The organism is Bacillus cereus group sp. MYBK222-1, assembly GCF_051916425.1.
In the GTDB taxonomy this organism is placed as follows: Bacteria; Bacillota; Bacilli; order Bacillales; family Bacillaceae_G; genus Bacillus_A; species Bacillus_A paranthracis.
Genome location: NZ_JBQAGP010000003.1, coordinates 144466 through 171372, shown reverse-complemented (window position 1 = coordinate 171372; position 26907 = coordinate 144466). Strand labels below are relative to the sequence as shown.

Sequence of the window (26907 nt, the reverse complement as noted above, 5' to 3'; positions counted from 1 at the left end):
TTCTCCGCCTTTCTTTTGTACAAGTAGTCGATCATAGTTTAACTAATAGATTTCATCGTACTTCATTTCAAAAGTACGATGAAACCGGTGATTAAAAATCGCCATTCCAAGAGGTTACTTCATCTACAGTTAATCGAACTGTTGGGAATCCTGGATCTTTCGCTTTACCTAATGCAATCATTAAAACGTCAGTTAAGTTTTCTGGAATGTTAAATGCTTTGCGGAATTCTTCAGCGTTATAGCCAAGCATTGGAACTGTATCATATCCTCTCGCTTTCGCAGCAAGCATTAACTGCATAGCTAGCAAACCACCGTCAAGCATTTGCCATTCTCTTTTTCCTTGGTCACTGACAGGTGCATAAAACTCACGAATACTGTTGTTCAGTCTATTTTTAATTTCGTCTGTCATAAATCCAGCAGCTACTGCACGCTCATTCACTTTATTGATATGTTCGAATTCATGAGCATTATTTTCGCTTAAAATTACGATCATAGCAGATGCTTCTAACACTTGTGGTTGATTTAAAGCGATTGGATGAAGCTTTTCTTTTAAGTCTTGAGCTGTAATTACCATGAAACGCCATGGGTTTAAGTTAGAACTACTTGGTGCTAACATTGCTTCTTCTAAAAGTTCTTTAATTTCTTCGTCAGAGATTGTAACGGATGGATCATAGGAGCGAACGGAACGGCGCTCACGAATCACATCATAAAAATTTGCAGTACGATTTTCTTTTTTCATTTTAAAATACCTCCACTAAATTGATGTTCTGTTATAAGTTGCTTACATGCATCATTATGGTATAGTACAGATATTATGAAAAGTACGCACTTTTCCGTGATATAGACACCATCTCGTGACATAGGCACGAGAAAGTGCCCATAAAAATACAGAAGGAGTTCGTTATGAAAAAAGAGTATAACAATAGAATTGAAGTCGTTTTAGATGTGATCGGAGGTAAGTGGAAATCCCACATTTTATATCATTTAACAAGCGGACCTACAAGAACGGGTGAGTTAAAACGATTGGTAACCGGTATTACACAAAAAATGCTTACGGAGCAATTGAAAGAGCTTGAAAAGGATGGGCTCGTAACTAGAAAAGTATACAATCAAGTGCCGCCGAAAGTTGAATATTCCCTGACAGAACAGGGACAATCATTAAAACAGGGTTTGAAGGTGCTTTGTGATTGGGGAAGCGGTTATATTGAGCATAAATATCCGAATGGTGAAGTGATAGTGAGAGAGGACGATCATATTTGATTTAACACTTCTGTAAGTATAATTTTGCTATAATAAATACGTACTTATACGAAGGGGAGTTTAATGAGAAAATGAAATCATTCAATATTGATCATTTTATCGCAAGCGTTTTACAGTGGATATTAAATATAGCGTTAATTATATTATCCATTGTCTTATCTATTTTTTTAATTAACGAGACGATTACTTTTATTCAATACATATTTTCAGCAAAGAAGTATACGTCATATAAATTAGTTGAAAGTATCATCGTCTATTTCTTATACTTCGAGTTCATAGCATTAATCATTAAGTATTTTAAATCGAACTATCATTTCCCGTTACGTTATTTTATTTATATCGGAATTACAGCCTTAATTCGATTGATTATTGTGTCTCATGAGGAACCGATGGAGACGTTATTATACGCAGGAGCAATTCTTGTTTTAGTTATTGCTTTATACATATCGAATATGAGAGATTTGAGAAAAGAGTAGTAGTGCAGACATAAGTTTGCACTACTTTTTTATACCTTGACCTTAAAGTTACTTGAAAGTTTACAATGAAATTAGGGCGTTTGAAATTGAAAAAAATTGAGAAATTAAATGAAGAGGTTTCTTTTACTTGGAGGTTATAGAAATGAGTCAGGAATTGAAATTGCGTCCATTAGAGCGAGAAGATTTAAAGTTTGTACACGAACTGAATAATAATGCACATATTATGTCGTATTGGTTTGAAGAGCCGTATGAGGCATTTGTGGAGCTGCAAGACTTATACGATAAACATATACACGATCAAAGTGAACGCCGATTTATCGTTGAAAAAGATAATGAAATGGTTGGGTTAGTTGAGTTAGTGGAAATCGATTATATTCACCGTAGAACAGAATTCCAAATCATTATTGACCCGAATTATCAAGGATACGGTTATGCAGCGGAAGCGACGCGGTTAGCGATGGATTACGCTTTTTCTGTATTAAATATGCATAAGATTTATTTAGTGGTGGATAAGGAAAATGAAAAAGCGGTACATGTTTATAAAAAGGTTGGATTTATGGTAGAAGGTGAACTGTTAGACGAGTTTTTCGTTGATGGTAACTATCATAATGCCATAAGAATGTGTATGTTTCAGAAGCAATATTTTGAAAATAAGTAGTTGAATGATTTTGAAGTAATGTTGACGCTTCATAAAACTGTATGCTAAAATCCCTTTTAAGTATTAAGGAAGGTGCAGAACATGCTTTATATAAAATTTGTAAAACTCATTAGAAAACTTTGCTCCGCACAAATGTATACGGTGAAGCGTTGTACGGAGCTTAATCAAGGGGGATAAAACCTCTATATTCATCGGCTGAATAATTTTTTGAAAAAAGTATAGTCTACCTATGCTTATTTCGTTATGGTTATTTAGCTGATGTATAAAATAGATTAAGGGGCCATAGACAATGCTTTGTCTATGGCCCTTTGTGTATATTATTCCAATGAGTTTTTACTGTAAATTGGAGTAGTATGGAAAAAACCACGAAGCAGAGGGCTAGTGTCGAATGACGCTATCTCTCTGCTTTTTTAATTTCAGGAAAAGAGGAATAAAAATGAGTTTACTTAAAGTTGAAAATTTATCACATAGTTTTATAGATAAAGTATTATACGAAAATGCTTCTTTTGATTTGCATAAAGGGGAACATATGGGGATTGTTGGACAGAATGGTGCAGGAAAAAGTACGTTAATGAAAATATTGGTGGGGGAAATTATTTCTGATAAGGGGAGCATTAAGTGGCAACCTAATATTCAAATCGGACATCTTGATCAATACGCAGAAATTGATGAGAGTTATACCATTTCAAAATATTTAAAGAGAGCCTTTAATGATTTGTATGAAATGGAAGATAGAATGAACAAGTTATATGAAGAAAGTGCGATGACTGGAGATGAAAATCAACTATTAAAAGCGGCAGAAATGCAAGGACTGCTCGAGGCTCGTGATTTTTATTCAGTAGACAGCTTCATAAATAAGGTGGCAGCCGGTTTAGGTATTGATGCGATTGGGATGAATCGTGTTATTGGTGAATTAAGCGGAGGACAACGTGCAAAGGTAATTTTAGCAAAGCTTTTATTAGAAGAGCCTAATATTTTATTACTAGATGAACCGACAAACTTTCTTGATAAAGAGCATGTTGAATGGCTTGCTAATTATTTGATGAATTTTGAAGGGGCGTTTATTGTCGTGTCACATGATTTTGAGTTTCTAGAAAAAGTGACTTCTTGCATATGTGATGTAGAGTTTGGAACGGTGAAGAAGTATTACGGCAAATACTCAGATTTTGTAAGACAAAAGGAGCATTTGCGAAAAGATTATATTCGCCAATATTATGCACAGCAAAAGAAAATTGAAAAAACGGAAGAGTATATTCGTAGAAATATTGCTGGAGTGAATTCAAAAATAGCACAAGGACGTAGAAAGCAATTGCAACGTATGGAAAGAATTGCGCCGCCAAGTTTTACTCATAAGCCGTCTATTCATTTTCAGGAACTTCCCATTTCAGTTCAGACAGTTCTTGAAGTAAAGAACCTTGAAGTTGGCTACGATTTCGCGCTCTTACCAAAGTTGAATTTTTCAGTAATGGGTGGGCAAAAACTTGTTATTACAGGTTTCAATGGAGTAGGGAAATCTACTTTATTAAAAACAATCGTTGGGAATATTGTTAGTATTTCTGGAGAATTTCAATTTTCAGAGCAAATAAAGATTGGATATTATGAGCAAGATTTAAATTGGAGCAATGATTCTTTAACGCCGCTTCAAATTATTTCAGAACAGTTTCCTAAACTGAATATGAAGGAAATACGCCATCATTTAGCTGCGTGTGGAGTGAAGGATACGCACGTTTCGCAAGAAATTCGTACGTTAAGTGGTGGTGAACAATCGAAGGTGAAACTGTGTGGATTATTACTATCACCTTGTAACTTCTTAATTTTAGATGAGCCGACAAATCATTTAGATGCAGAAGCGAAGGAAGCTTTGCAAAAGGCATTAATACAGTTTAAGGGGAGCATTATACTTGTATCTCACGAAGCAAGTTTTTATCTTGATTGGGCAGATAGTATTTTTAATATAGAGAAGGGATTAGTTAAGGGGGTGTGAAGCATATGAGTGAAAATAATTGGAAAACGAAAATTATATTATTTTTGACTGCTCAAACTATTTCGTTGTTCGGTTCATCTCTCGTGCAGTACGCAATTATATGGTATATCACCCTTACAACATCGTCAGGGGTAATGTTGACCATTTCAACCGTTTGTGGTTTCTTACCACAAATTGCGATTTCTTTATTTGCGGGTGTTTGGATTGATCGTTACGACCGTAAAAAGATGATTATGTTATCGGATGGGGTTATAGCAATTGCTACATTAGTTTTAGCAATTTTATTTTTAACAGGATATAAAAGTATTTGGTTACTTTTTATAGTGCTACTCATTCGTTCTGCTGGGACAGGGGTACAAACGCCAGCTGTGAATGCGTTAATCCCACAAATCGTTTCAAAAGATTTTCTTATGAAAGTAAATGGGATCAATAGCAGTATTACATCTTTAATTATGTTTCTTTCTCCAGCAGCAAGTGCTGCAATTCTTTCCATTGCTAGCATTGAAGCGACATTTTTTATTGATGTTATGACAGCTATGATCGGAATTAGTATTATGTTTATCATCCAAGTAGAAGGACATGTGAATGTAGGGAATAAGCAAAAATCTAATCTGCAAGGTATAAAAGAAGGTTTTGTTTATTTAAAAGAAAATGTATTTATTAAAAGGCTACTTGTTTTATTAATCATTGTCATGATCTTAATAAGTCCAGCTGCCTTTTTAACACCTTTAATGGTAACTCGTTCTTTCGGTGCAGAAATGTGGAGACTTACTGCTAGCGAGATGACTTTTAGTGCGGGGGCAGCAGCTGGTGGCGTATTAATTGCGGCGTGCGGTGGCTTTCGTAATCGTATGCATACAACAGCGCTAGCTTGTGCGTTATATGGACTGCTTATGATTGGATTAGGGATTGCACCAATATTTATTATGTATTTACTATTTAATTTTTTAATTGGTATAACAATGCCGTGCTTCAATACACCAGTTACCGTGTTATTACAGGAAAAAGTAGAACCTTCTATGCATGGGCGGATGTTTAGTGTTGTACAAATCGCTAATTCATGCGCGCTTCCTTTAGGAATGATAATATTTGGCCCATTGGCTGATATGTTTAGTGTAGAAATTTTGTTAATTTGTGCTGGAATATTTGTGCTGTTGTGTGCGATTTATGTTGTAGTAAGTAAGAGATTTGAAGTGTAAATATTGATGTTTGAAAAGGTTTGTGAGGCAATTTCAGATACTTCGCAAACCTTTTTGTTTATAACAGTCAATAATTATTTATTGTAAAACAATAAATAATTATTGACTGTTAATGTTGTTTTGGGTAATATGATGTTAACAATCTAAGGGTAATTATATGAATAGAGGAGAATGTGAAATGAAAAATACATACGTAGTAGCTATTTCTTTCATGATTTTAGCGATTATTTCTTTAACGATACATGCTTCAAACAGTAAAGTAGGAGCGAATGGGTTCCTTGAAGAACCTTTCTTTTTCTTAGTACCGATAAGTTATGTATTGTTCCTTAGTGGTATTGGTGTATTACTATTTGGATTTATTACTTCAAAGCTGAAAAAAAATAATAGATAAAATGAGGTTTAATTAGTGAGGGATCCATTAATCGGAATGAAACACTCCTCATGAAATAGAAACATACGATATGGAAGAAAAATAATAAGTGAGTTGAATAATGATGAATCATTATTTTTATAGTGGTAGACAAGTGGGGGCAGCTATTACGCTTGCTGGGGCGCAGGAGACCATTCATGCTATGAATCAAGCGATTCAAATGCAGCAACAAGCATATTTGGCACAAATGATGCAAGGACAGTATATGCCATACTCACAATTTCCGATGCAAAGTGTGAATTATGATGTGTATCCAGCTAGTTTCTTTTCCATTCCATATGGTGGGACTTATTTCTTATGAAAGAAAGCGACTGATAAGAGTCGCTTTCTTTTTTATATTCCGCCTAGCTGCATTCCAAGGAATGCGAAGAGGATACCAACTATGTAAGTAGCGCTTAAATATAAAAGGAATGTGCTAAAGCTTTTACGATTGAGAAGCTGAACAGATTCTAGTTTAAACGTCGAGAATGTTGTGAATGCACCCATAAATCCAGTACCTAATAATAATTGCCAACCTGTAGTGACTCCGTTGCCAATTATATATCCGAGTAAAAACGCTCCTGTTATATTAATGAGAAATGTAGCAATTGGAAAGGAAGTTTTATTTCTTTTTTTAAACCAATTGCTAATTGCAAATCGCGTAATCGCACCGAAAAATCCTCCTGTTGCGACTAATAAAGCTTCTATCATAAGTGATCACCTTCCGTAAGATGTTTCTTAAGTAAGAAATTACCTAGTGTATAGCCAAGTCCAGACATAATGAGGCCACCAAGTATGCTGCATGATACATATAAGAAGGCTATGCTCCACTCGGAATGATTGATCAATTGAATAGTTTCTACACTAAATGTTGAAAACGTCGTAAAAGAACCAATGAATCCTGTCCCGATGCCTGTGATTACATCTGAAGATAAGATGTTGAGCTTAGCGATATACGTAGTCAGCCACGCTAATAAGAAGCAGCCGACTAAGTTAATCAGTAATGTAGCTAGTGGAAATGTATAATGCCAAGATTCATGAATCGTAAGACCTAAATAATAACGAGAAAGGGCCCCTAATATACCGGCAATGCCGACGATAATATAAATCAATTTTCTCACCTCTTTAAATAGCTTGCTCAAAAAAATAGACTCCTACCAGTAGATACTGGTAGGAGTCATTAGCTAAGCAGCGTTTATGGCGAACTCCATCGCCTATGATTATTACATATAGTGTACTAAACATTGCGCTTGATTTCCAGTGAAGGAGTTAGGGGATTTTGTATTTTTGATAATGTAAGAGCAAGAGTTATTGTTTATAAACTAAATATAGTGATATAAGGTTTTTGATATGATAAAATATTTGTTATGTCTGTCATTCGGTTTTAGTTAACTGAAAATAAGGAAAATTAAGTTGTGTGTTTTAGAAAAGGGGCGTTTATTTGAAGAAGTTATTAAAAATAGTACTTATATGTATTTTAGTAGCATTGGGAGTTGTAGGTGTTTTTTTAGGGTATATGACACTTACTAAAGAACAGCCTGCGGATAGTGTAAGTTTGAAGGTGGAAAATAATAAAGAGCGCGTATTAGCGACAGGAAATGAATTTAAAGTTACAACATTTAATATTGGATATGCTGGATTAGATCAGGAGCAAGATTTCTTTATGGATGGGGGAAAGGGATCTGGTTCAAGTAGTAAAGAGCAAACGGAAGTTAACCTAAAGAATATGCTTTCGTTTTTACAAAATGAGAATAGTGATTTTGCGCTACTACAAGAAGTTGATATAAAATCACTTCGATCATTTGATGTGAATGAACATGAATTTTTGAAAAAAGGATTACCTGATTATGTTTCGTCATTTGGCAAGAACTACGATACGAAATGGGTTCCAGTGCCAATAACAAATCCAATGGGATATGCGGAGGCTGGGTTAAGTACGTTTTCTAAATACACTGTCCAAGAAGCGAAGAGACTCCAGCTTCCTGGAATGGAGCCTTGGCCGAAGCGTTTATTTGATTTAGATCGGGCGATTGTTGAACATACAATCCCTGTTAATAATGGAAAGCATGTTAGAATTGTAAACTTACATTTGTCTGCGTACGATGAAGGCGGGAAAATTAGAAAACAGCAAGTAGAGTTTTTAAAAGAATATATGAACAAGCATTATAAAAATGGTGATTACGTAATAATGGGCGGAGATTGGAATCAATTAGTTTCTGACGTTCAATTAAGTGATCCGAAGTTTGTGAAGGAGCGTCCTGAGTGGTTAGTAGAGTTACCGAAGGACTTTACTGATGGTGGCTTTAAATGGGCTGTAGACCCGTCTGTTATGACAGTGAGAGACGATGTGAAGAAATATGTAGAAGGTGAAAACTTCGTCACGATTATTGATGGCTTTATCGTTTCACCGAATGTTGAGATTGTAAATGTGCAAGGAAAAGATTTAAAGTTTGAAAATAGTGATCATAACCCAGTGAGTGCGGTATTTAAGCTGAAGTAATTAAGTGCAGAAGGTGGGACTATATATGGAATGGTTAAAGAAAACTTGTTTTTCTAACCTTGAGAAAGAATCACAGAAAAATCATTTATTGCTGTTTATTACGATTTGTAGTTTCTTCCTTGGAATCATCGCAATTGGGTATTACGGATATATTTTTACAGAGAGAGCAATCGCGTTTTGGGTTTGTGGCATTTCTGTCGTTGTATTTGGAACACTTCTTACTTTTATAAAAAGCATGGAAACGACGTATAAATATATCATGACATTTATGTTGCTTATGATGTCTTTCATTATGGTACAAGCTTTTAATGAAAGCCCAGCTGTATTTCAAATGGTCTATTTTACACTAGCAGTTTCACTTATTTATTTAAGTGAACGTCTCGTTGTAATTCTAGGCGGAGTGGCAGTTGTAATCACATTTATTCTTTGTAGTTATTGGCCAGAGAAATTTTTTGCTTATACAGCTGCATCTGAAGCTGCAAACTTCGCAAGTTTGTTAGCGATTGTTACGATTGCAATGTGGGGCGTCACGAAGATTGGCTCTAACTTGCTGGCTCGTTTAAGTGATGAGAAGCAAGAAGTAATGAGAAAAGCTCAGGAATTAGAAGAAACGCAAAGACTTATTGAGGAAACGGTTGTAAAACTAGATCGTAATTTCAATTATTTAAGACAAAATATGAATACATCGATGGAGTCAATGAGTGAAATCAATTTCGCTTTTGAAGAGGTAGCGGTTGGTACGCAATCACAATCAGAGATGATGTATCGTTCGGTAGAAGTATTGAATGATATGGAGGGAAATATTGAACAAATCATTTCTCAAGTAAGAAATGCATCGATTCGTATTGATGAAAGCTTAGAAATTTCAAAGGGTAGTGTACATACTTTAAGAAACTTTGAAGTAAATATGAAAAGTTTAAATGATGTTGTTTCACAATCAGGAGTTATATTTAGAGATTTAATGATGCAGTCGAAGCAAATTAATGAGATTGTAGATGTAATAACGAATATTTCAAGTCAGACGAGTTTACTAGCTTTAAATGCAAATATTGAAGCTGCAAGAGCAGGTGAGCATGGGAAAGGATTTGCGATTGTAGCGAATGAAGTATTAAAGCTTGCAGAAGAATCGAATCGTTCTGCGGGAAGAATTCAAGGGATTTTGAAGGATTTTAGTAATCAAGCAAGTAAGGTAGAAGTGCAAGTAGAGAAATCAGAAAGAGTACAAGAAGAATGTAATGAAATGCTAGTAAGTGTTTTAACAAATGTAACGGATTTAGGGAAATTTATTGATGAAATTAATGATGTAATGAGAGAAATCGTCGGTCATCAAGAAAGTTTCCAAGTTAAAACGACGAATATCGTAAAGGATGTTACACATGCTTCCAATGTAATCCAGCAAACTTCTGCGGCTACAGAAGAAGTGTTAGCAAGTGTGGAAGAAGAAAAACATCGAAATGATACATCTGTGAAGACATTACATACTGTTAGCGAGCAAGTGAAATTGTTAGAAGATATTTTAGAAAAGTAATATCACTTAAAAAGGGCACAACGTTTGTGCCCTTTTTTCATTTAAACGAAGACTTGCTCGGATTTTAATTGCTTTTCTGCTCGTTTTCTGCCAAGCTTAAGAAGATGAAATTCAGCTAATAGCGGAATTAAAATACTTCAAAGAAAGAATTAAATAGGTGACGTATATGATCGAAGTTAAGACTTCTGAACTTAGTGATGGAGAATTTAATAGAGGTGTATTTGCAACTCGTGATATTAAAAAAGGTGAGTTGATACACGCAGCGCCAGTTATCTCTTATCCGAATGAACAGCATGAACACATTGAGAAAACATTACTTGCTGACTACGCATTTGAGTATGGGATTAATCATACGGCAATCCTTTTAGGATACGGCATGTTATTCAATCATTCATATACACCGAATGCGACGTATGATATTGTCTTTGAGAATCATACATTTAACTTCTATGCTTATAAAGATATAAAAGCGGGAGAAGAAATCTTAATCAATTATAATGGTGAAGTGGATAACGATGAACTGCTATGGTTTGATAAAGAAAAAGAAGAGAACGAAAAGTAATTTAAAATAAGTAATGAAAAAGATGCCTTTACCTATGTAAAAGCATCTTTTTTGTTGATGAAAATAAAGTAAAGATTACAAAAAAATACCACTTTATTTTCGTGTGGTATAGTAAGATACTGAAGGGTAGTGTTTTGAAAAAGTAATATATTTTACAAATTGTTGTCTTTCTGATGACATGTCAAGTTTAGTAGCCCATTTGGGTTGCTTTATTATGCAATATATATTTTAATATGAGTGGCACCTCTTATAAATTAAGAGGTTAATAGGTGTCTCGAATTGATTTTGGGTACACTGTATCCACCACTTTAAGTTCGTTCATGTATGTGGGGATATTATGGGCCCGTATAACGGGATAAAAAGAATATAGAAATAGAGGAATCATAAAATGAATATGCAAGAGGTTTATGAATATTTAAGTACGGTATTGCCTGAAGGTCATGTGAAACAAGATGAAATGTTAAAGAATCATACGCATATTAAAGTTGGTGGAAAAGCAGATGTGTTCGTTGCGCCGACAAATTATGATGAAATTCAAGAAGTTATTAAATATGCGAACAAATATAATATTCCAGTTACGTTTTTAGGAAATGGATCGAATGTTATTATTAAAGATGGTGGAATTCGCGGGATTACAGTAAGTTTAATTCATATTACAGGTGTTACTGTAACAGGAACGACGATTGTAGCACAGTGCGGTGCAGCAATTATTGACGTATCACGTATTGCACTAGAACATAACTTAACGGGGCTTGAGTTTGCTTGTGGTATTCCAGGTTCAGTTGGCGGAGCATTATATATGAATGCAGGTGCATACGGCGGTGAAATTTCGTATGTATTAACAGAAGCTGTCGTAATGACAGGTGATGGAGAGCTACGTACTTTGACGAAAGAAGCATTTGAATTTGGATATCGTAAGAGTGTATTTGCGAACAACCATTACATTATTCTTGAAGCGAGATTTGAACTTGAAGAAGGTGTACATGAAGAAATTAAAGCAAAAATGGATGATTTAACGTTTAAACGTGAGTCAAAACAGCCTCTAGAATATCCTTCATGTGGTAGTGTATTTAAACGCCCACCAAATAACTTTGCTGGTAAATTGATTCAAGACTCAGGGTTACAAGGTAAGCGAATTGGTGGAGTGGAAGTTTCTCTAAAACATGCTGGATTTATGGTGAATGTTGATAACGGAACAGCACAAGATTACATCGATTTAATTCACTTCGTACAAAAAACAGTTGAAGAGAAATTTGGCGTGAAGTTAGAGCGTGAAGTAAGGATTATTGGAGAAGATAAAGAATAACATATACGTATGAAACTGCGAATTATTTTAAAATAATATTTGGGTATTGTTGACAATTTGTTTTCAATTCAATATAATGGCTAATAATTTAACAAATAACATACGTTGAAAGAGCCCAGTAGCAGTTTGTCACTGTTAATGAGAGAGCTAGGGGATGCTGGAACCTAGCACAAACAAATTTGCGAATTACACTCTGGAGTATCTTAGGTAATGCTAAGCGGATTGGCAATCGATATTATTGCTAAGAGTGGTATGAGTAGCTATGCTATTTATACAAACTGGGTGGTAACACGGTGAATCATCGTCCCTATGTCATAGACATAGGGATTTTTTGTTTTTAAAAAATAAAGGGGATGACAAAAGATGAACATTATTGATGAATTAGAATGGCGCGGTGCCATTAATCAACAGACTGACGAAGAAGGTTTACGTAAGCTAGTAGAAGAGAAAAAGATTTCGCTATACTGCGGAGTTGATCCGACTGGTGATAGTATGCATATCGGACATTTGATTCCGTTTATGATGATGAAAAGATTCCAGTTAGCTGGCCATCATCCAGTTATTTTAATTGGCGGAGCAACAGGAACAATTGGTGATCCGAGTGGGCGTCAATCAGAGCGCCAACTTCAAACGTTAGAAGTAGTTCAACATAATGTGGATGCGTTAACAGCGCAAATGAAAAAGCTATTTGATTTTGGCGGAAATAGCGAAGTGAAGATGGTAAATAACTACGACTGGACACATGAAATAAATATTATTGAGTTTTTACGTGATTACGGGAAAAACTTTAGCATTAATAGCATGTTAGCAAAGGACATCGTAGCAAGTCGTTTAGATACAGGAATTTCTTTCACAGAATTTACGTACCAAATCTTACAAGCGATGGACTTCCATCATTTATACACGAAAGAGGATGTTCAACTGCAAATTGGCGGTAGTGACCAATGGGGAAATATTACGAGTGGCTTAGATTTAATTCGTAAGTTAGAAGGGCACGAAGCAAAAGTATTTGGATTGACGATTCCGTTATTATTGAAATCAGATGGTACGAAGTTTGGTAAATCAGCAGGTGGTGCAGTTTGGCTTGATCCTGAAAAAACAACACCATTTGAGTTTTACCAGTTCTGGGTGAATACAGATGATCGTGATGTCGTTAAATACTTGAAATACTTTACATTCTTAACGAAAGAGCGCATCGATGAATTGGCAGTGAAGGTAGAAACAGAGCCTCATAAACGTGAAGCGCAAAAAGTATTAGCGGAAGAAATGACGAAATTCGTTCATGGAGAGGAAGCATTCCTACAAGCTGTGAAAATTACAGCAGCGTTATTTAGCGGAGATATTAAATCGTTAACAGCTGATGAAATTGAGCAAGGCTTTAAAGAAATGCCAACATTCCAGTCTTCAAAAGAGACGAAAAACATCGTAGAATGGCTAGTTGATCTAGGAATTGAACCATCTAGACGACAAGCGCGTGAAGATATTAATAACGGAGCTATTTCTATGAATGGCGAAAAAGTAACGGATGTAGGTACGGATGTTACGGTAGAGAATTCATTTGATGGACGATTTATTATTATTCGTAAAGGGAAGAAGAACTACAGCCTTGTGAAGTTAGGATAATGAAGAAGGTTTAAAAATTATATCGGCGATTTTTTGAATATATCGACCGTAACTCGAAACATATCGGCGATTTTCAAAATATATCAGCGCAAATCCGAATATATCAGCGATTTCCCCGATATATCGATTTACCGACAAAAAGCGACAATAAGAGCTGTTCCGAACGGGACAGCTTTCATTATAAAAAGTCAGTATATTTAGATAAATTTAAAGGGTATATAATTTTTTTGCCGAATAAATAAGTTAGAGAAAATTTCGGATAAAGTGAAACTTTAATCAGTGGGGGTTTTCCTCATCCCCACTGATTATCAGCCCTCACCAATCGGACTTTTATGGGCAGCCCGCCCCCCACCTAACTGCTTTGCTTTCGCTGAATTTTGAGGTGGGGGTCTTACTGCCCATTAAAGTGGGATAAAAATAGCCCGAACCATGCAGGGCATGATTCGGGCTTATATTCAGATTAGTAAGCTAAGCTGAATAGACCTTTAATGTGTGATAAGTAACGAACGTTACTTGCTTCTTTCATTAATGATGCTGGTAAGCCTTTAAGTGGAGTATTGCTTGCTCCGATTGTAGCAACCGCATCTTTACGTCCTAGACTAGCAAGTGTTCCAGAGTTTACAGGTGCGAACTCTTCGAATGCTTTGCCTTCTAGTGCTGCGTATAAGTTGTATCCAATTAACTCACCCATTTGCCAAGCGATTTGTGCAGTTGGTGGGTATGGACGTCCGTCTGGAGCGAAGACAACAGCGCTGTCTCCAGCAACGAATACGTTTTTGTGAGAAGTAGATTGTAGGTATGCATCAACTGTTGCACGACCACGGTTTACTTCAAGACCTGATTCACCGATTAGTGGGTTACCTTGAACGCCGCCCGTCCAAACGAATGTGTTAGCAACAAGTTTTTGACCGTCTTTTAAGTCGATTTCATTGCCAGCAACGTTTGTTACAGGAAGACCAGTTAAGAATGTAACGCCGCGTGCTTCTAGGCTAGTAGTTGCACGTTCGATTAAGTGGTCTGGTAATACTGGAAGGATTTTTGGACCTGCTTCAACAAGAAGAAGTTTCACTTCTTTTGGATTTACGCCGTGGCTTTTTGCAAGTTTAGGCATAATGTCAGCAAGCTCACCAACTAGCTCAACGCCAGTTAATCCGCCACCACCGATTACGATTGTAGCATCAGCTTCGTTTTTCGTTTTCGCGTATTCACGAATACGATCTTCAACGTGTTTGTAGATTTTGTTTGCATCAGCAGCAGATTTTAATACCATGCTGTTTTCTTCTAGTCCTGGAATACCGAAGTAAGCAGTTTTACTTCCTAAAGCAACTACAAGTGCATCGTAAGATAAAGTAGTGCCGCCAGCTAGTTTGATTTCTTTGCTATCAACTGAGAATGACTCAACTGTTGCGATTTTTAGATCGATATCTTTACCTTTGAAAAGCTTTGTAAGTGGCATTGCAACTGCTTGCTCAGACACGTTACCAGCTGCAAGGCGGTGTAGTTCAGTGATGATTTGGTGTGTTGGGTATTGGTTAATCACTGTAACTTGTGCTTCTGATTTGCTGTAATATTTACGTACGTTTAAAGCGGCAAGAAGACCGCCATAACCAGCGCCTAAGATGACAATTTGTTTTGACATAGTATGATATCCCCCGTCTTTACTAATTGTTGTTATAAGTTAACTTATTTATTGTTACGTTCTGCACTAATTTGAAGATATGCGTTCACAAAGCGGAACATTTTTTGTGCTTGTGGATCTTTTAGTAATTTTAAAAGACCGAATAGGCCGATAACTTCGTTGCTTTCGTCAGCACGATCTTTCGCTTCGATTGCAGTAGCAGCCATGCTTTTCACTGTATCTTTTACAGGTTCTACAAGCTCTGTGATTGCACCAACAGTGTCGCTTTTTAATACTTCATCAGTAGCAACAGTTTGAGCGAAGTCATAAGACTTAGTTAAAATGTTAACAAGCTCAGTTAGCTTTGGAAGCTGTTCTACTAGTGTTGTTAATGATTCTTGTACCTCAGGTTTTAACAACTGATCAAGTACATCAAGTTGTCCTTGGCTAGCAGAAATTTGTACAGTTTCTTGTTCTGGCTTTGTTTGAGTCATAGTTTCTGGCATCTCCAATTCTCCTTTACGATAGCAATACTCTTATTTTTGATAAGTAAGATAGTAAACGGTTACGAAACTTTATACAAAGTTTCACAAAACACAATAAAATGCCTTTAAATTTATGACAGCAAGTAAGCTGCAAACATAAATCTAAAACCATAACGTCTTACTTATTATTTATGAACTGTCCGATATATGGCTTGTCCGCATAATGGAAAAGCTCCGTTACCGGAAAGTGTATATAATATATATCCTATATTATATACTATATACACCTATGTTAACATAAAAATGATTCCTAATTATTTCATATCGAGCGTATAACGTAGTACTGACAAGGTATGAAAGCGTATAAAATATTTTGTTTCAATTAGAAATGTACATATATAATAAGAAAAAAAGGAAAAAATGAACAAATTCATGTTCGTTTTTTCCTTTTTCCTATTATTCGCCTTCCGCAATTAGCATCGATGTCTTACCTTCTTTTTCAAGATGGCATTCGCCCCAAGAACAAAGAGAATCAAGAATGGATTCTAAAGACCAGCCGTAATCAGTAAGAGAATATTCTACTTTTGGTGGGACTTGGTTGTATACTTTTCTTTGAATAACGCCGTCGTCTTCTAATTCACGTAATTGTTGTGTTAACATTTTTTGTGTAATACCAGGCATTGAGCGTTTTAATTCACTCGTTCTCTTTGTACCTTTCGTTAAGTGACAAAGGATAACAACTTTCCATTTGCCGCCGATAACTTCTAAAGTTGCCTCTACAGGAATATTGTATTGCTTCATATGAAACCCTCCCATTGTGAGTAAAATAAGTTAAATCATACAAATGTTACTTTTTAGTACCTATAGCACTTTAAAGTACGTACTTTTTATCATGTTAAATATGTTTCATAATAGCACATGTAAGAGGCAAATGAGTAGTACGGTACTGAAAAGTGACTATGTTACTTTTTGGTGCCTATCGTACTTTAAAGTGCGTTCTTCAAAAAAAGAATGAAACCATTCATAATAGCATTTGTAGAGATTAAATATTTTTTTAGAAGATAAAAGGGCCTTTTTATCGCACTATTATGATTGGATTTCTTGTAATAAGGAGGAATTCAATTGAGTTCATATACAGTACCATCTTCGGAAGTTCAGACGAATCGAAGAAGTATGTTTGCTTTATTAGCACTAGCAATTAGTGCGTTCGGGATTGGTACGACCGAGTTTATTAGTGTCGGTTTATTACCATCTATTTCAAAAGATTTAAATGTTTCTGTTACAACAGCTGGTTTAACTGTTTCCCTATACGCATTAGGTGCGGCAGTAGGAGCTCCTGTTTTAACAGCGCTAACGGCTAGTATGTCGAGAAAGACATTATTAATGTGGATTATGGTTATTTTCATTATTGGTAATGGGATCGCGGCAGTAGCAACAAGTTTCACTATATTAATTATCGCAAGGGTTGTATCTGCGTTTGCACATGGTGTGTTTATGTCGATAGGATCTACAATTGCGGCTGCAATCGTCCCAGAGAATAAACGTGCTAGCGCCATTGCGATTATGTTTACTGGATTAACAGTTGCGACTATTACAGGTGTACCAATTGGAACGTTTATCGGTCAACAATTTGGCTGGAGAGCGTCATTTATGGCGATTGTCGTAATTGGAATTATTGCTTTTATCGCAAACAGTATACTCGTCCCATCTAATTTAAAAAATGGTGTACCTGTATCGTTTCGTGATCAATTCAAACTAATTAAAAATGGAAGACTGTTACTTGTTTTCATTATTACTGCACTTGGATACGGCGGTACGTTCGTAACATTTACGTATTTATCACCACTATTACAAGAAGTAACAGGATTTGAAGCGAGTACCGTTACCATCATTTTATTAGTGTATGGAATTGCAATTGCGATAGGGAATATGGTTGGCGGAAAATTATCGAATCATAATCCGATCCGAGCGCTATTTTACATGTTCTTAATTCAAGCGATTATACTATTTGTTTTAACATTTACAGCGCCATTTAAAGTAGCTGGATTAATCACAATTATTTTCATGGGACTATTCGCATTTATGAATGTTCCGGGGCTACAAGTATATGTAGTTATATTGGCAGAGCGCTTTGTTCCGAGTGCGGTTGATGTTGCTTCAGCAATTAATATTGCCGCATTTAACGGAGGAATCGCTTTAGGTTCTTATATAGGTGGCCTTGTAACGAATTCGTTAGGATTAATCCATACTGCTTGGGTAGGCGGTCTTATGGTAGTAGCCGCTGTGATTTTAACAGCGTGGAGCATGACATTAGAAAAAAGAGATCAAGTAAAATAAAAGGAGAGAAAATAAAATGAAAAACTTACAAAGTAAAGCAGTATTAAATAACGGTGTAGAAATGCCTTGGTTCGGTTTAGGTGTATTTAAAGTAGAAGAAGGACCAGAACTTGTAGAAGCTGTAAAATCAGCGATTAAAGCAGGATACCGCAGCATCGATACAGCTGCAATTTACGGAAATGAAAAAGCTGTAGGTGAAGGAATCCGTGCAGGTATCGAAGCAACTGGTATTTCAAGAGAAGATTTATTCATCACTTCAAAAGTGTGGAACGCAGACCAAGGATATGAAACAACAATCGCTGCATACGAAGAGAGTCTAAAAAAATTAGGACTAGATTATTTAGATTTATATCTTGTTCACTGGCCTTCAGAAGGAAAATATAAAGATACGTGGAGAGCGTTAGAAACACTTTATAAAGAAAAGCGCGTACGTGCAATTGGTGTAAGTAACTTCCAAATCCATCACTTACAAGATGTAATGAAAGATGCAGAAATTAAACCAATGATTAACCAAGTAGAATACCACCCTCGTTTAACACAAAAAGAACTACAAGCTTTCTGTAAAGAACAAGGTATTCAAATGGAAGCATGGTCACCATTAATGCAAGGTCAATTATTAGATAACGAAACATTACAAGAGATTGCTGAAAAACACGGCAAAACAACAGCGCAAGTGATTTTACGTTGGGATCTTCAAAATGGAGTAATTACAATTCCAAAATCAACGAAAGAACACCGTATCATTGCAAATGCTGATGTATTTAACTTTGAATTAACGAAAGAAGATATGGAAAAAATCGATGCGTTAAACCAAAATCACCGCGTTGGTCCAGATCCTGATAACTTCGATTTCTAAGATTAGGGTAAGAAAGAAGAGTGCGTAAAAGCACTCTTTTTTTTTGCATAAAAATAGTTTCTAAATAAATACTACTTAGTATCAAGTTTGTTATAAGGGGCTGTAAACATGAATATAAAGCAATCGTTCAAACTTTTAGCTATGTTTTTAAGTGTTTTATTTGTGTTATTCCCGCTTCAAAAAGCATTCGCAGAAGTCATGGACCATACAAAGTATCAAATGGATTGGAGTTACAGTAAGTCTAAGAAGAAACCAATCCGAACAGAGCTTATTAAAACGGCAGATGGCAAAATTGCTTTTTGCTTAAATGTAGATTTAAAATCTCCAAGCGGTCAAGATTTACCGGAAATGGGGAAAGTGGATATTAACGTATACCGTGTATTATTAAATGGATATCCACAAAAGAGCCCGCAAGAATTAGGTGTTTCCGATTGGAGAGAAGCTCATTATGCAACGCAGCTTGCAGTATGGAATGCGTTAAAACAAATCGATATTAATGATTTAGATTTCCGCAATAAAAATGTAGAAAAGGTAACGAAAGATATCGTTGCAAAAGCAAGTGCTAGTGAAGAGTTACAAGAAATTACAATGAGTGTAACTCCTACAGAAGAACAAGAAGCAGTATTGAAAAATGATTTCTTTGAAACAGGCTTATATACAGTAGAAACAAATGCAAAAAGTGGAACGTATAAAGTGCAAGCAACAGGTGCACCAGCGGGAGCGAAATTTGTAAATGAAAAAGGCGAAGCAAAAACGGAATTTAATGTAGGAGAAAAGTTCCGCATTTTAGTTCCGAAACAAACACCAGCTGGTGGATTTAGCTTTAAAGTAATCGGGAAATTAACGAAGCTACAAGGCATTGCGCATAAAGGTACACCAACAATTCAAAATGCAGTTGTATTACTTGAGCGCAGTGAAGAAGAAACAAGTCCGGAGTTATCAGTAAGTTGGAAAAAAGGAAATGGTCATGATAATAATAAACCACATACTCCAAACGAACCGCATAAACCAAATCAATATAAAAGGTAAGATAAAAAAGCATTGGTTAACACCAATGCTTTTTATCTATGAAACATAAAATTATATTAAGATAATTATTAACCAAATAAAACATTGTTTTTATGTTGTGAAAGATATTCAAATATAATAAAATCCGAACGTTAAGATTAACTGATTAAATTCACAAAATTGTAACATTATTCTAATTGAAAAGGCTATCAAACAAAGTAGAAAGCATGTACAATTCAGTTGGAAAAACTACCTATAGATGGTCATATATGAAGAAAATGTAAGATTCTATTGCTATTTTTATTTTTAGATGTATAGATGACAATACTATAATGATATCTTTTGCTATTCTTTTTTTATGTACGAATAGAACTCATCACAAATAGAGAGAAGTGAGGAGGACATATTACATAAAAATTTTACAAAGTAAGAAAGCGAATACATGGAGGGAAATGCGGTAGTAATAGATACAGGTGCGCGAGGTATTCGTCTATTTATTACATGTTTTTATAAAAATAATAGGATTTTTCATTAAATAAATATATAGGATGGTTTTTCTAAATAAAGGAACAGGGGACACAGATTATGTCGAAGAAGAAAAAGAGTAGGGTATTAGTAGCTGGTATATGCATATCCACATTATTATCACCAGTAGCTTTTGAAGCATCGAAAGGATATGCAGCGCCTTTGGAAGAGGTTAAAGGTGGAAAGTTGGAAGAGAGCAAAGAGAGTCGTTTGGAGCAGAGGACGTTTTATGTGCCTGGAAAAGGTGATGTCACTGAGGAACGAGATCGTTTAAAGGTGGACTGGGAACTAGCGGCAAATGAACCAACTGGGATTTATGCAAAGCCAAATGAAGAAATGAAAATTAAAATAAAAGGTGATAAGTCTATTAAAGCTTTTATAGGAACACATGCGTATGATGAAGAAGACCCTAAGGAATTTGATTTAACACCTGGTGAAAATGTAATATCATCTCCAGTGGGCGGGATACTGTATTTCTATAACCCGAACAATCAAGGTGATATCACAGCTGAAGTTACTAATGGTGGAAGTCATTTTCCATTATTCATATTAGGAAAGCATACGAAAAAAGATTGGGATGAAATGCTGAAAAAGTATGAGAATCCATATGCAGTGGAATTAAGAGGAGAAAGAAGCCTAATCACATCAAGCTATGATGCTGTACAAGATTATATGAAAAATACAGATCCAACAGAATTATTGAAGCTGCATGATCAAATCATTCGCATAGAAAATAAGATTTCGGGATTATCTGAAGAGAGTGTAGGAGTGGCGAAAGCGCCAAAACACTATGTTCAATTTGTTGAAAATAGATATCCAGAAGAGGGCGATTGGATGAATGCATACTATTACCGCACTTCTTATGTTAAGAATGCGATGAAGTATGTATTAGACAGTAAAGAGTTAAAAACTGATGGATGGGGGCCTTGGCATGAAGTTGGGCATTTACATCAGCAGGCACCTTGGGAGTGGGAAGACCTGGGAGAGGTAACCGTTAATATTTACTCTTTAGCAGTTCAAACTAAGTTTGGTCATCAAACGAGGCTGGAAGAAGAGGAGCGCTACAAGGCAGCTTTTGCTTATTTAGGTCAAACAGATGCACAAGAGAAGATGAATGAGTTCGAGAAGTTGGTTATGTTTTGGCAATTGCATTTAGCTTATGGAGATCAATTTTATCCGAAACTACATCAGATGTATCGTATGTTACAAAATACAGAAATGCCTAAATCTGATGAAGAGAAAAAGCAGTTGTTTATTTACATGACATCAAAGCTGGCTGGTCAAAATTTAACTCCTTTCTTTGAAAAATGGGGATTAACTCCAAAGGATGATACTAGAGACAAGATAGAGAAATTAAATTTACCGAAATTAGAAAAAGAAATATGGTTATCTACAGACAGCAATCCAATTCGTGAAAAACAAACTGGATTATATGAGGTTCCATACGGTGAGCCGAATGATACAAAAATCCAAAATGTAGAAATTGGTACTACATATGATGAGAAAAAGGCAAAAGAACTCGTACAGAATTTAGGGAAGGGTGTCAAAACAACGGGCGTAATTATGCAAGATAAGCCCGAAGTTGGAGAAAAAACTGTAAAAGTAGAGATTATGGATGAAAAAGGGAATAAGAATTTCATTCCTGTTGTAGTGAATATTGGTTATGGTGATAGTTTAGTATTTAAAGGGCTTAATTATGATACTAATATTAAATCCATCGTAACACTGCAACATGATCAGAAAAAGTTTAGTGCGATGGCCGATTCAAATCCAGTACACTATTATTTTAAAGAAGACACGTATTTTGAATTCTCATTACTAGGCCAAAATGGAAATGAGAAAAAGAAAGCAACAGTAAAAGGTGTTGAAAATGCGGAAGAATTCGCGAAATCAATTAATGGGTTAGAGTTCGAGTATGGTGATGTAGTGAAAGTGTATCACGCTGAATCAGATCGCTTTAATTGGTATCAAAATAATGACTTTATCGGTCAAGGTAAGGCAAAGGTAGAGAAAGAATTATTATTTAAAGTAACAGAAAAGGGCTTTGAGCGAATGGGGGCCCAGCAAGAAGTAAAGGCGTTGCCACAAAAAGTAGTAATCGGAACAAACAGTGAAACATTAGACGCAAAAAACTTTGTTCAAGTGAAAGATGGAGAAGTAATTGGATTTGTAGAAAAACCAAATACAACAAAAATCGGTGAACAAAAAGTAAAAGTAGAAACGAAAGATCGTTTTGGAAATAAGAAAGTGACAGAAGTACCATTAGAAGTGACGTATGGAGATAGTATCGCATATGTGGGATATAACAATGACATTGCTTCAATCGTAACTTTAAAGCATGATGATAAGAAATTCCATGCGACTGATATGGATAGTCAAATCCATAAATATTTTAATAAAGAGCTATACATGGGAATGACGTTATACGATGGAGAAGGAAAAGAGAAAAAACATGTAACAGCAGAAGGGCAAGAAACTTCAAAGGACTTTGCGAAGCAAGTGAATGGTATGCAGTTCGAGTATGGAGATGTAGTGAAAGTATTTCATGCGGAACCAGATCGTTTGAAATGGTATCAAAATAACAATCTTATTGGTCAAGGTGAGAAACAAGGAACGAAAGAACTATTCTTCAAAGTGACAGAAAAAGGTTTTGAGAGAATGGACATGCTACAAGAAGTAACAGCAAAGCCACAAACAGTAGTAGTCGGAACAGAAATTGAAAAGCTAGATGCGAAAAACTTTGTTGAAGTAAAAGGCGGAGAAGTAGTTGGATTTGCGGAGAAACCAAATACAATGAAAATCGGTAAACAAACAGTAAAAGTAGAAACGAAAGATCGTTTCGGAAATAAGCAAATAACAGAAGTGCCAGTAGAAGTGATTTACGGAGATAGCATTATGTTCTTCGGTACATGGCACGACGGAACGAATATTAAATCGATTGTTACATTAAATCATGAAGAAAAGAAATTCAGTACAACAGATTCAGAAGGTCCAATGCATACTTCATTTGCAGATGAGAAGTATATGGGAATGAATGTATATGATAAAGATGGAAAAGAAAAGAAAGCTTTATCAGTAAGAGCATCTGAAAATACAAAAGAATTTGCAGCACAATTCAACGGTATGGCCTTTGAATATGGTGATATAGTAAAAATTTATCAAAAAGAATTTGATCGTTTTAAAGTGTATAAAAAGAATGAATTCATTGATGCGAAGTATGGTGTTAACGAAGTGTTCTTTAAAGTGACAGCGCACGGTTTTGAACAAATGGGAGCGCAGCAAGAAGTAAAAGCGTTGCCACAAAAAGTGGTAATCGGAACAAACAGTGAAACATTAGATGCGAAGAAGTTTGTTGAAGTAAAAGGTGGAGAAGTAGTCGGTTTTGTAGGGATGCTAGATACATCGAAGATTAGTAAACAAACAGCGAAAGTAGAAACGAAAGATCGCTTTGGAAATAAGAAAGTGACAGAAGTTCCTGTAGAAGTTACATATGGAGATAGTATAGTATATCAAGGTGTGTCCAATGTAACGCGTTCGATTGTTACATTAAACCATGATGAAAAGAAATTACATGCAACATTTACAAATGATACGATCCATTACCGTTTTGTAAATGAACAGTATATAGGTCTTACAATTTATGATGGAAATGGAAAAGAGAAAAAACATGTAACAGCAGAAGGACAAGAAACTTCAAAGAATTTTGCTGAGCAAGTAAACGGTACGCCATTCCAGTATGGGGATACGATAAAAGTGTATCATGCAGAATCTGATCGTTTAAGTTGGTATAAAACTGGTGAGTTACTTGGAAAAGGAGATGCGAAGAAATTTAAAGAGATTTCCTTCAAGATTACTCCAAATGGTTTAGAACAAGTACAATAATAAAAAGCTCGTAAAACACTATGTTTTACGAGCTTTTTTTATTATTCAGCTTCAGAAACAACTGTGAAGCGTTCGTTTACGTGTTTTGGATTTTCGATTTCATCAAGTGCTGCTACTGCGAAGTCTTCGTAACTTACGTAGCTATCACCTTTTGCGTTCACAAGAAGATTGTCTTTGCCAGCTGTATAAGAACCTGTGCGTTTTCCTAATGCGAATAGTGCAGAAGGGCTGATGAATGTCCAAGTAATATCGTTAGTTTGTTGCAGAATTTCTAAGTTTTTACCTTGGTTTTGAGCTGTTGCAAGGTATTCTTTTGGGAAACCTGGCGTTTCAAATACACGTGTTGTTTTCTCTTCGTCTACAAATAAGCTTCCAGCACCGCCAACTACAAGTAATTTTGTATTTGGTGCACCTTTCATAGCTTCAATAAGTACGTTTCCTGCATCTACGTGAAGGTGTTCTTCGCCTGCTGGAGCGCCGAATGCATTTACAACTACGTCGAATGCTTGTAAGTCGTTAGATGTAAGAGAGAATACGTCTTTCTCTAAAACCTTTACGTTTTCTTCTGTAATTTTTGCAGCATTTCTTACGATTGCAGTTACTTCATGTCCGCGATCCAATGCTTCTTTTAAAATACGACTTCCTGCTTTACCAGTTGCTCCAATAATTCCGATTTTCATAATAAATCCCTCCAAAGTGTTTTGTTAAAGTGTATATCTGAAAGTGAATGAATGTATTGTAATTAGGTTTGTTACAACCTGTTGTAATCATTATAGTTACAGGTTGGTATTTTTGTCAATGGGTTGTTTAGGAATTTGTTTTTTGTTTTAGTATGTACATTTGCTAAAAAGAGGAGTCATGAAACCTCTAATATTTGGAAATCGAAAATTGTCGAAAAATGTTGATTTTTAAATATTTTTTAAATATAATTCGTTTTATGGAGAAAAGGAGGGGTTAATTGTATGAATATTTTGGAACAATTCGTTTCATCGACGAATACAATTCTTTGGTCGTATATTCTTATTGCAATGTTAATTGGTTTAGGTCTTTATTTTTCTATTAAATTGAAATTCGTACAAATTACTCATTTAGGGGAAATGATTCGATTAATGAGTGATGGATTAACTGGAAAGACGCGTAAAAAAGGTAGTGTATCTTCTTTCCAAGCATTTTGTATGAGTTCAGCAGCCCGTATTGGTATCGGTAACTTAGCTGGGGTAGCTTTAGCGATTTCTATGGGAGGACCTGGAGCAGTATTTTGGATGTGGGTTATTGCGATTATTGGGGCGTCTTCAAGTTTTGTAGAAAGTACGCTTGCCCAAATTTATAAAGTAAAAGACGGCAGTGGCTTCCGTGGTGGTCCTGCTTATTATATGGAAAAAGGTTTAAATAAACGTTGGATGGGAATTTGGTTTTCTATCCTTATTACAGTTAGTTACGGTTTAATTTTCAACTCAGTACAAGCAAATACAGTTACATTAGCGTTTAAAAATGCATTTGGTTTAGAACGTTATATTGTTGGGATTGTATTAGCTGTATTAGTTGCAGTTATTATTTTTGGTGGTGTAAAAAGTATCGCACGTATGTCGGAAATGATTGTTCCGCCAATGGCGCTTATTTATATTGCGGTAGCTATTTTCGTTGTCATTAAAAACTTCTATTTAATACCAGATGTGTTTACAGAAATCTTTAAAGGTGCATTCGGTTTAGATTCAGCTGTAGGTGGTGGTATCGGTGCTGCGATGAAATATGGTATTCAGCGCGGATTATTTGCGAACGAAGCAGGTATGGGTAGTGCGCCGAACGCGGCAGCAACAGCTGATGTAACGCATCCAGCAAAACAAGGTTTTATTCAAACAATTGGCGTATTAGTAGATACATTCTTAGTATGTACATCAACAGCGTTTATCGTACTATGTTCTGGTGCATATAAAGCAACGAATTTAGAAGGTATTGAACTAACACAAAATGCATTAAGTTCACAAATTGGCCCATGGGCAAGTAGCTTCTTAGCGATTATTATTTTCTTATTTGCGTTTAGTTCACTTTTAGGAAACTACTATTATGGTGAAACGAATATTGAATTCATTAAACAAAGTAAAACTTGGTTAACAATTTACCGTATTGCGGTAGTGGGAATGGTATTATTCGGTTCTGTTGCGACGCTTCAAGTTGTATGGAATATGGCAGACTTATTTATGGGTCTAATGGTAATCACAAACTTAATTGCGATTACACTTCTTGGCCGATTTGCGTATGCGGCATTGGCAGACTATGTAAGGCAAAAGAAACAAGGAAAAGATCCAGTCTTCCGTGCAGATTCTATTCCTGGTTTAACGAATACAGAGTGTTGGGATAAGTCAGCGGTAACGGATAAAGAAAAAGCAGTGTAAATGAAAAGGCGAGCATCGAGTTGAATTCGATGCTCGCCTTTTTTTGTTGTAGTAAAGGATGAAAAGGATGAGAGGTAATTGTTAATATAATTTTTGTTTGTTCATTTCTCATATTATTTGTAGGGAACGTACTGTCTTAAAGGTATGGCTGGTCACATAGGATGAGTGATTTAGTATTGGATAAATGCGCGTACTAGTTATAATTTTGCGTAAAAAAACACATGTGTTAAGAAAGTTAACCTACTTATGTTAGAAAACCTAACATAAAGTTCTTGATTACTAAGAGTTTTTAGAATAT

The 26907-nt window shown here is 35.6% G+C and carries 24 protein-coding genes, 1 riboswitch and 1 other annotated feature; of the genes, 17 read left to right on the top strand and 7 right to left on the bottom strand.

The window, feature by feature from the left end; translation table 11 throughout:
- Positions 1-91 precede the first annotated feature (91 nt).
- Positions 92-739 (bottom strand): nitroreductase family protein, encoded by a 648-nt coding sequence (locus ACTFR9_RS16855; RefSeq protein WP_076855979.1) that lies wholly within the window; start codon positions 737-739, stop codon positions 92-94.
- A gap of 164 nt (positions 740-903) precedes the next feature.
- On the opposite strand from ACTFR9_RS16855, the gene ACTFR9_RS16850 reads away from it, so the two are divergent.
- From ACTFR9_RS16850 to ACTFR9_RS16820, 7 genes are all read left to right on the top strand, one after another.
- The gene (locus ACTFR9_RS16850; protein WP_076855978.1) at positions 904-1260 is read left to right on the top strand and encodes a winged helix-turn-helix transcriptional regulator; all 357 of its coding nucleotides are present in this window, start codon (positions 904-906) and stop codon (positions 1258-1260) included.
- A gap of 71 nt (positions 1261-1331) precedes the next feature.
- Complete coding sequence (psiE, locus tag ACTFR9_RS16845; RefSeq protein ID WP_000834704.1) at positions 1332-1736, top strand: phosphate-starvation-inducible protein PsiE; 405 nt, start codon at positions 1332-1334, stop codon at positions 1734-1736.
- Positions 1737-1878: 142 nt separating this feature from the next.
- The gene (gene speG / locus ACTFR9_RS16840) at positions 1879-2394 is read left to right on the top strand and encodes a spermidine N1-acetyltransferase (RefSeq protein ID WP_000076825.1); all 516 of its coding nucleotides are present in this window, start codon (positions 1879-1881) and stop codon (positions 2392-2394) included.
- Positions 2395-2830: 436 nt separating this feature from the next.
- Positions 2831-4378 carry an ABC-F family ATP-binding cassette domain-containing protein gene (locus ACTFR9_RS16835; RefSeq protein WP_000054842.1) on the top strand — a complete coding sequence of 516 codons (1548 nt, stop codon included), beginning with the start codon at positions 2831-2833 and terminating at the stop codon, positions 4376-4378.
- A 5-nt stretch (positions 4379-4383) separates the two neighbouring features.
- Positions 4384-5577, top strand: a complete 1194-nt coding sequence (locus tag ACTFR9_RS16830; protein ID WP_229136636.1) for an MFS transporter — start codon at positions 4384-4386, stop codon at positions 5575-5577.
- 157 nt (positions 5578-5734) lie between these two features.
- On the top strand, positions 5735-5968 hold the full coding sequence (locus ACTFR9_RS16825; RefSeq protein WP_002028818.1) for a DUF3955 domain-containing protein: 234 nt from the start codon (positions 5735-5737) through the stop codon (positions 5966-5968).
- A gap of 100 nt (positions 5969-6068) precedes the next feature.
- A complete protein-coding gene (locus ACTFR9_RS16820) occupies positions 6069-6308 on the top strand; it encodes a DUF3947 family protein (RefSeq protein ID WP_033671843.1) in 240 nt (79 codons plus the stop codon).
- Positions 6309-6340: 32 nt separating this feature from the next.
- Here ACTFR9_RS16820 and crcB (ACTFR9_RS16815) read toward each other — a convergent pair whose 3' ends face one another.
- Positions 6341-6697, bottom strand: a complete 357-nt coding sequence (gene crcB, locus ACTFR9_RS16815) for a fluoride efflux transporter CrcB (protein WP_000568597.1) — start codon at positions 6695-6697, stop codon at positions 6341-6343.
- Positions 6694-7098, bottom strand: coding sequence for a fluoride efflux transporter CrcB (gene crcB / locus ACTFR9_RS16810; protein ID WP_000639336.1), 405 nt, complete (start codon positions 7096-7098; stop codon positions 6694-6696). The genes crcB (ACTFR9_RS16815) and crcB (ACTFR9_RS16810) overlap by 4 nt, the downstream gene beginning before the upstream one ends.
- A gap of 52 nt (positions 7099-7150) precedes the next feature.
- Positions 7151-7210: riboswitch (Fluoride riboswitch) on the bottom strand.
- A 217-nt stretch (positions 7211-7427) separates the two neighbouring features.
- On the opposite strand from crcB (ACTFR9_RS16810), the gene ACTFR9_RS16805 reads away from it, so the two are divergent.
- The 5 genes from ACTFR9_RS16805 to tyrS all read left to right on the top strand — a co-directional run bounded on the left by ACTFR9_RS16805 (position 7428) and on the right by tyrS (position 13505).
- Positions 7428-8486 (top strand): endonuclease/exonuclease/phosphatase family protein, encoded by a 1059-nt coding sequence (locus ACTFR9_RS16805; RefSeq protein ID WP_076855977.1) that lies wholly within the window; start codon positions 7428-7430, stop codon positions 8484-8486.
- 25 nt (positions 8487-8511) lie between these two features.
- Entirely contained in the window at positions 8512-10014 is a 1503-nt protein-coding gene (locus ACTFR9_RS16800) for a DUF4077 domain-containing protein (protein WP_076868883.1), read from the top strand.
- A 166-nt stretch (positions 10015-10180) separates the two neighbouring features.
- Positions 10181-10576, top strand: a complete 396-nt coding sequence (locus ACTFR9_RS16795; protein WP_000573649.1) for an SET domain-containing protein — start codon at positions 10181-10183, stop codon at positions 10574-10576.
- A 388-nt stretch (positions 10577-10964) separates the two neighbouring features.
- A complete protein-coding gene (murB, locus tag ACTFR9_RS16790) occupies positions 10965-11882 on the top strand; it encodes a UDP-N-acetylmuramate dehydrogenase (RefSeq protein ID WP_001057091.1) in 918 nt (305 codons plus the stop codon).
- A gap of 96 nt (positions 11883-11978) precedes the next feature.
- Positions 11979-12194, top strand: a binding site (T-box leader).
- Between the two features lie 51 nt (positions 12195-12245).
- Positions 12246-13505 (top strand): tyrosine--tRNA ligase, encoded by a 1260-nt coding sequence (tyrS, locus tag ACTFR9_RS16785; RefSeq protein ID WP_001021075.1) that lies wholly within the window; start codon positions 12246-12248, stop codon positions 13503-13505.
- Between the two features lie 460 nt (positions 13506-13965).
- Here the strand turns inward: tyrS and ACTFR9_RS16780 are convergent, their stop codons facing one another.
- The 3 genes from ACTFR9_RS16780 to ACTFR9_RS16770 all read right to left on the bottom strand — a co-directional run bounded on the left by ACTFR9_RS16780 (position 13966) and on the right by ACTFR9_RS16770 (position 16409).
- On the bottom strand, positions 13966-15144 hold the full coding sequence (locus tag ACTFR9_RS16780) for an NAD(P)/FAD-dependent oxidoreductase (RefSeq protein ID WP_000043204.1): 1179 nt from the start codon (positions 15142-15144) through the stop codon (positions 13966-13968).
- 44 nt (positions 15145-15188) lie between these two features.
- On the bottom strand, positions 15189-15629 hold the full coding sequence (locus ACTFR9_RS16775; RefSeq protein ID WP_001115309.1) for a DUF1641 domain-containing protein: 441 nt from the start codon (positions 15627-15629) through the stop codon (positions 15189-15191).
- Positions 15630-16064: 435 nt separating this feature from the next.
- Positions 16065-16409, bottom strand: coding sequence for a winged helix-turn-helix transcriptional regulator (locus ACTFR9_RS16770; RefSeq protein ID WP_000816344.1), 345 nt, complete (start codon positions 16407-16409; stop codon positions 16065-16067).
- 372 nt (positions 16410-16781) lie between these two features.
- On the opposite strand from ACTFR9_RS16770, the gene ACTFR9_RS16765 reads away from it, so the two are divergent.
- The 4 genes from ACTFR9_RS16765 (at position 16782) to ACTFR9_RS16750 (ending at position 24216) form a co-directional block, all read left to right on the top strand.
- Positions 16782-17945 carry an MFS transporter gene (locus ACTFR9_RS16765; protein ID WP_163262942.1) on the top strand — a complete coding sequence of 388 codons (1164 nt, stop codon included), beginning with the start codon at positions 16782-16784 and terminating at the stop codon, positions 17943-17945.
- Positions 17946-17961: 16 nt separating this feature from the next.
- On the top strand, positions 17962-18801 hold the full coding sequence (locus tag ACTFR9_RS16760; RefSeq protein ID WP_000793541.1) for an aldo/keto reductase: 840 nt from the start codon (positions 17962-17964) through the stop codon (positions 18799-18801).
- A gap of 108 nt (positions 18802-18909) precedes the next feature.
- Positions 18910-19830 carry a thioester domain-containing protein gene (locus tag ACTFR9_RS16755; protein WP_001022541.1) on the top strand — a complete coding sequence of 307 codons (921 nt, stop codon included), beginning with the start codon at positions 18910-18912 and terminating at the stop codon, positions 19828-19830.
- A gap of 564 nt (positions 19831-20394) precedes the next feature.
- Positions 20395-24216 (top strand): putative mucin/carbohydrate-binding domain-containing protein, encoded by a 3822-nt coding sequence (locus tag ACTFR9_RS16750; RefSeq protein WP_000038274.1) that lies wholly within the window; start codon positions 20395-20397, stop codon positions 24214-24216.
- A 41-nt stretch (positions 24217-24257) separates the two neighbouring features.
- Here the strand turns inward: ACTFR9_RS16750 and ACTFR9_RS16745 are convergent, their stop codons facing one another.
- Positions 24258-24896: an NAD(P)-dependent oxidoreductase gene (locus ACTFR9_RS16745; RefSeq protein ID WP_000689898.1), complete on the bottom strand. Its 639-nt coding sequence runs from the start codon at positions 24894-24896 to the stop codon at positions 24258-24260.
- A 282-nt stretch (positions 24897-25178) separates the two neighbouring features.
- Between ACTFR9_RS16745 and ACTFR9_RS16740 the strand changes: the two genes are divergently transcribed.
- Positions 25179-26609: an alanine/glycine:cation symporter family protein gene (locus ACTFR9_RS16740; protein WP_001022943.1), complete on the top strand. Its 1431-nt coding sequence runs from the start codon at positions 25179-25181 to the stop codon at positions 26607-26609.
- Positions 26610-26907 lie beyond the last annotated feature (298 nt).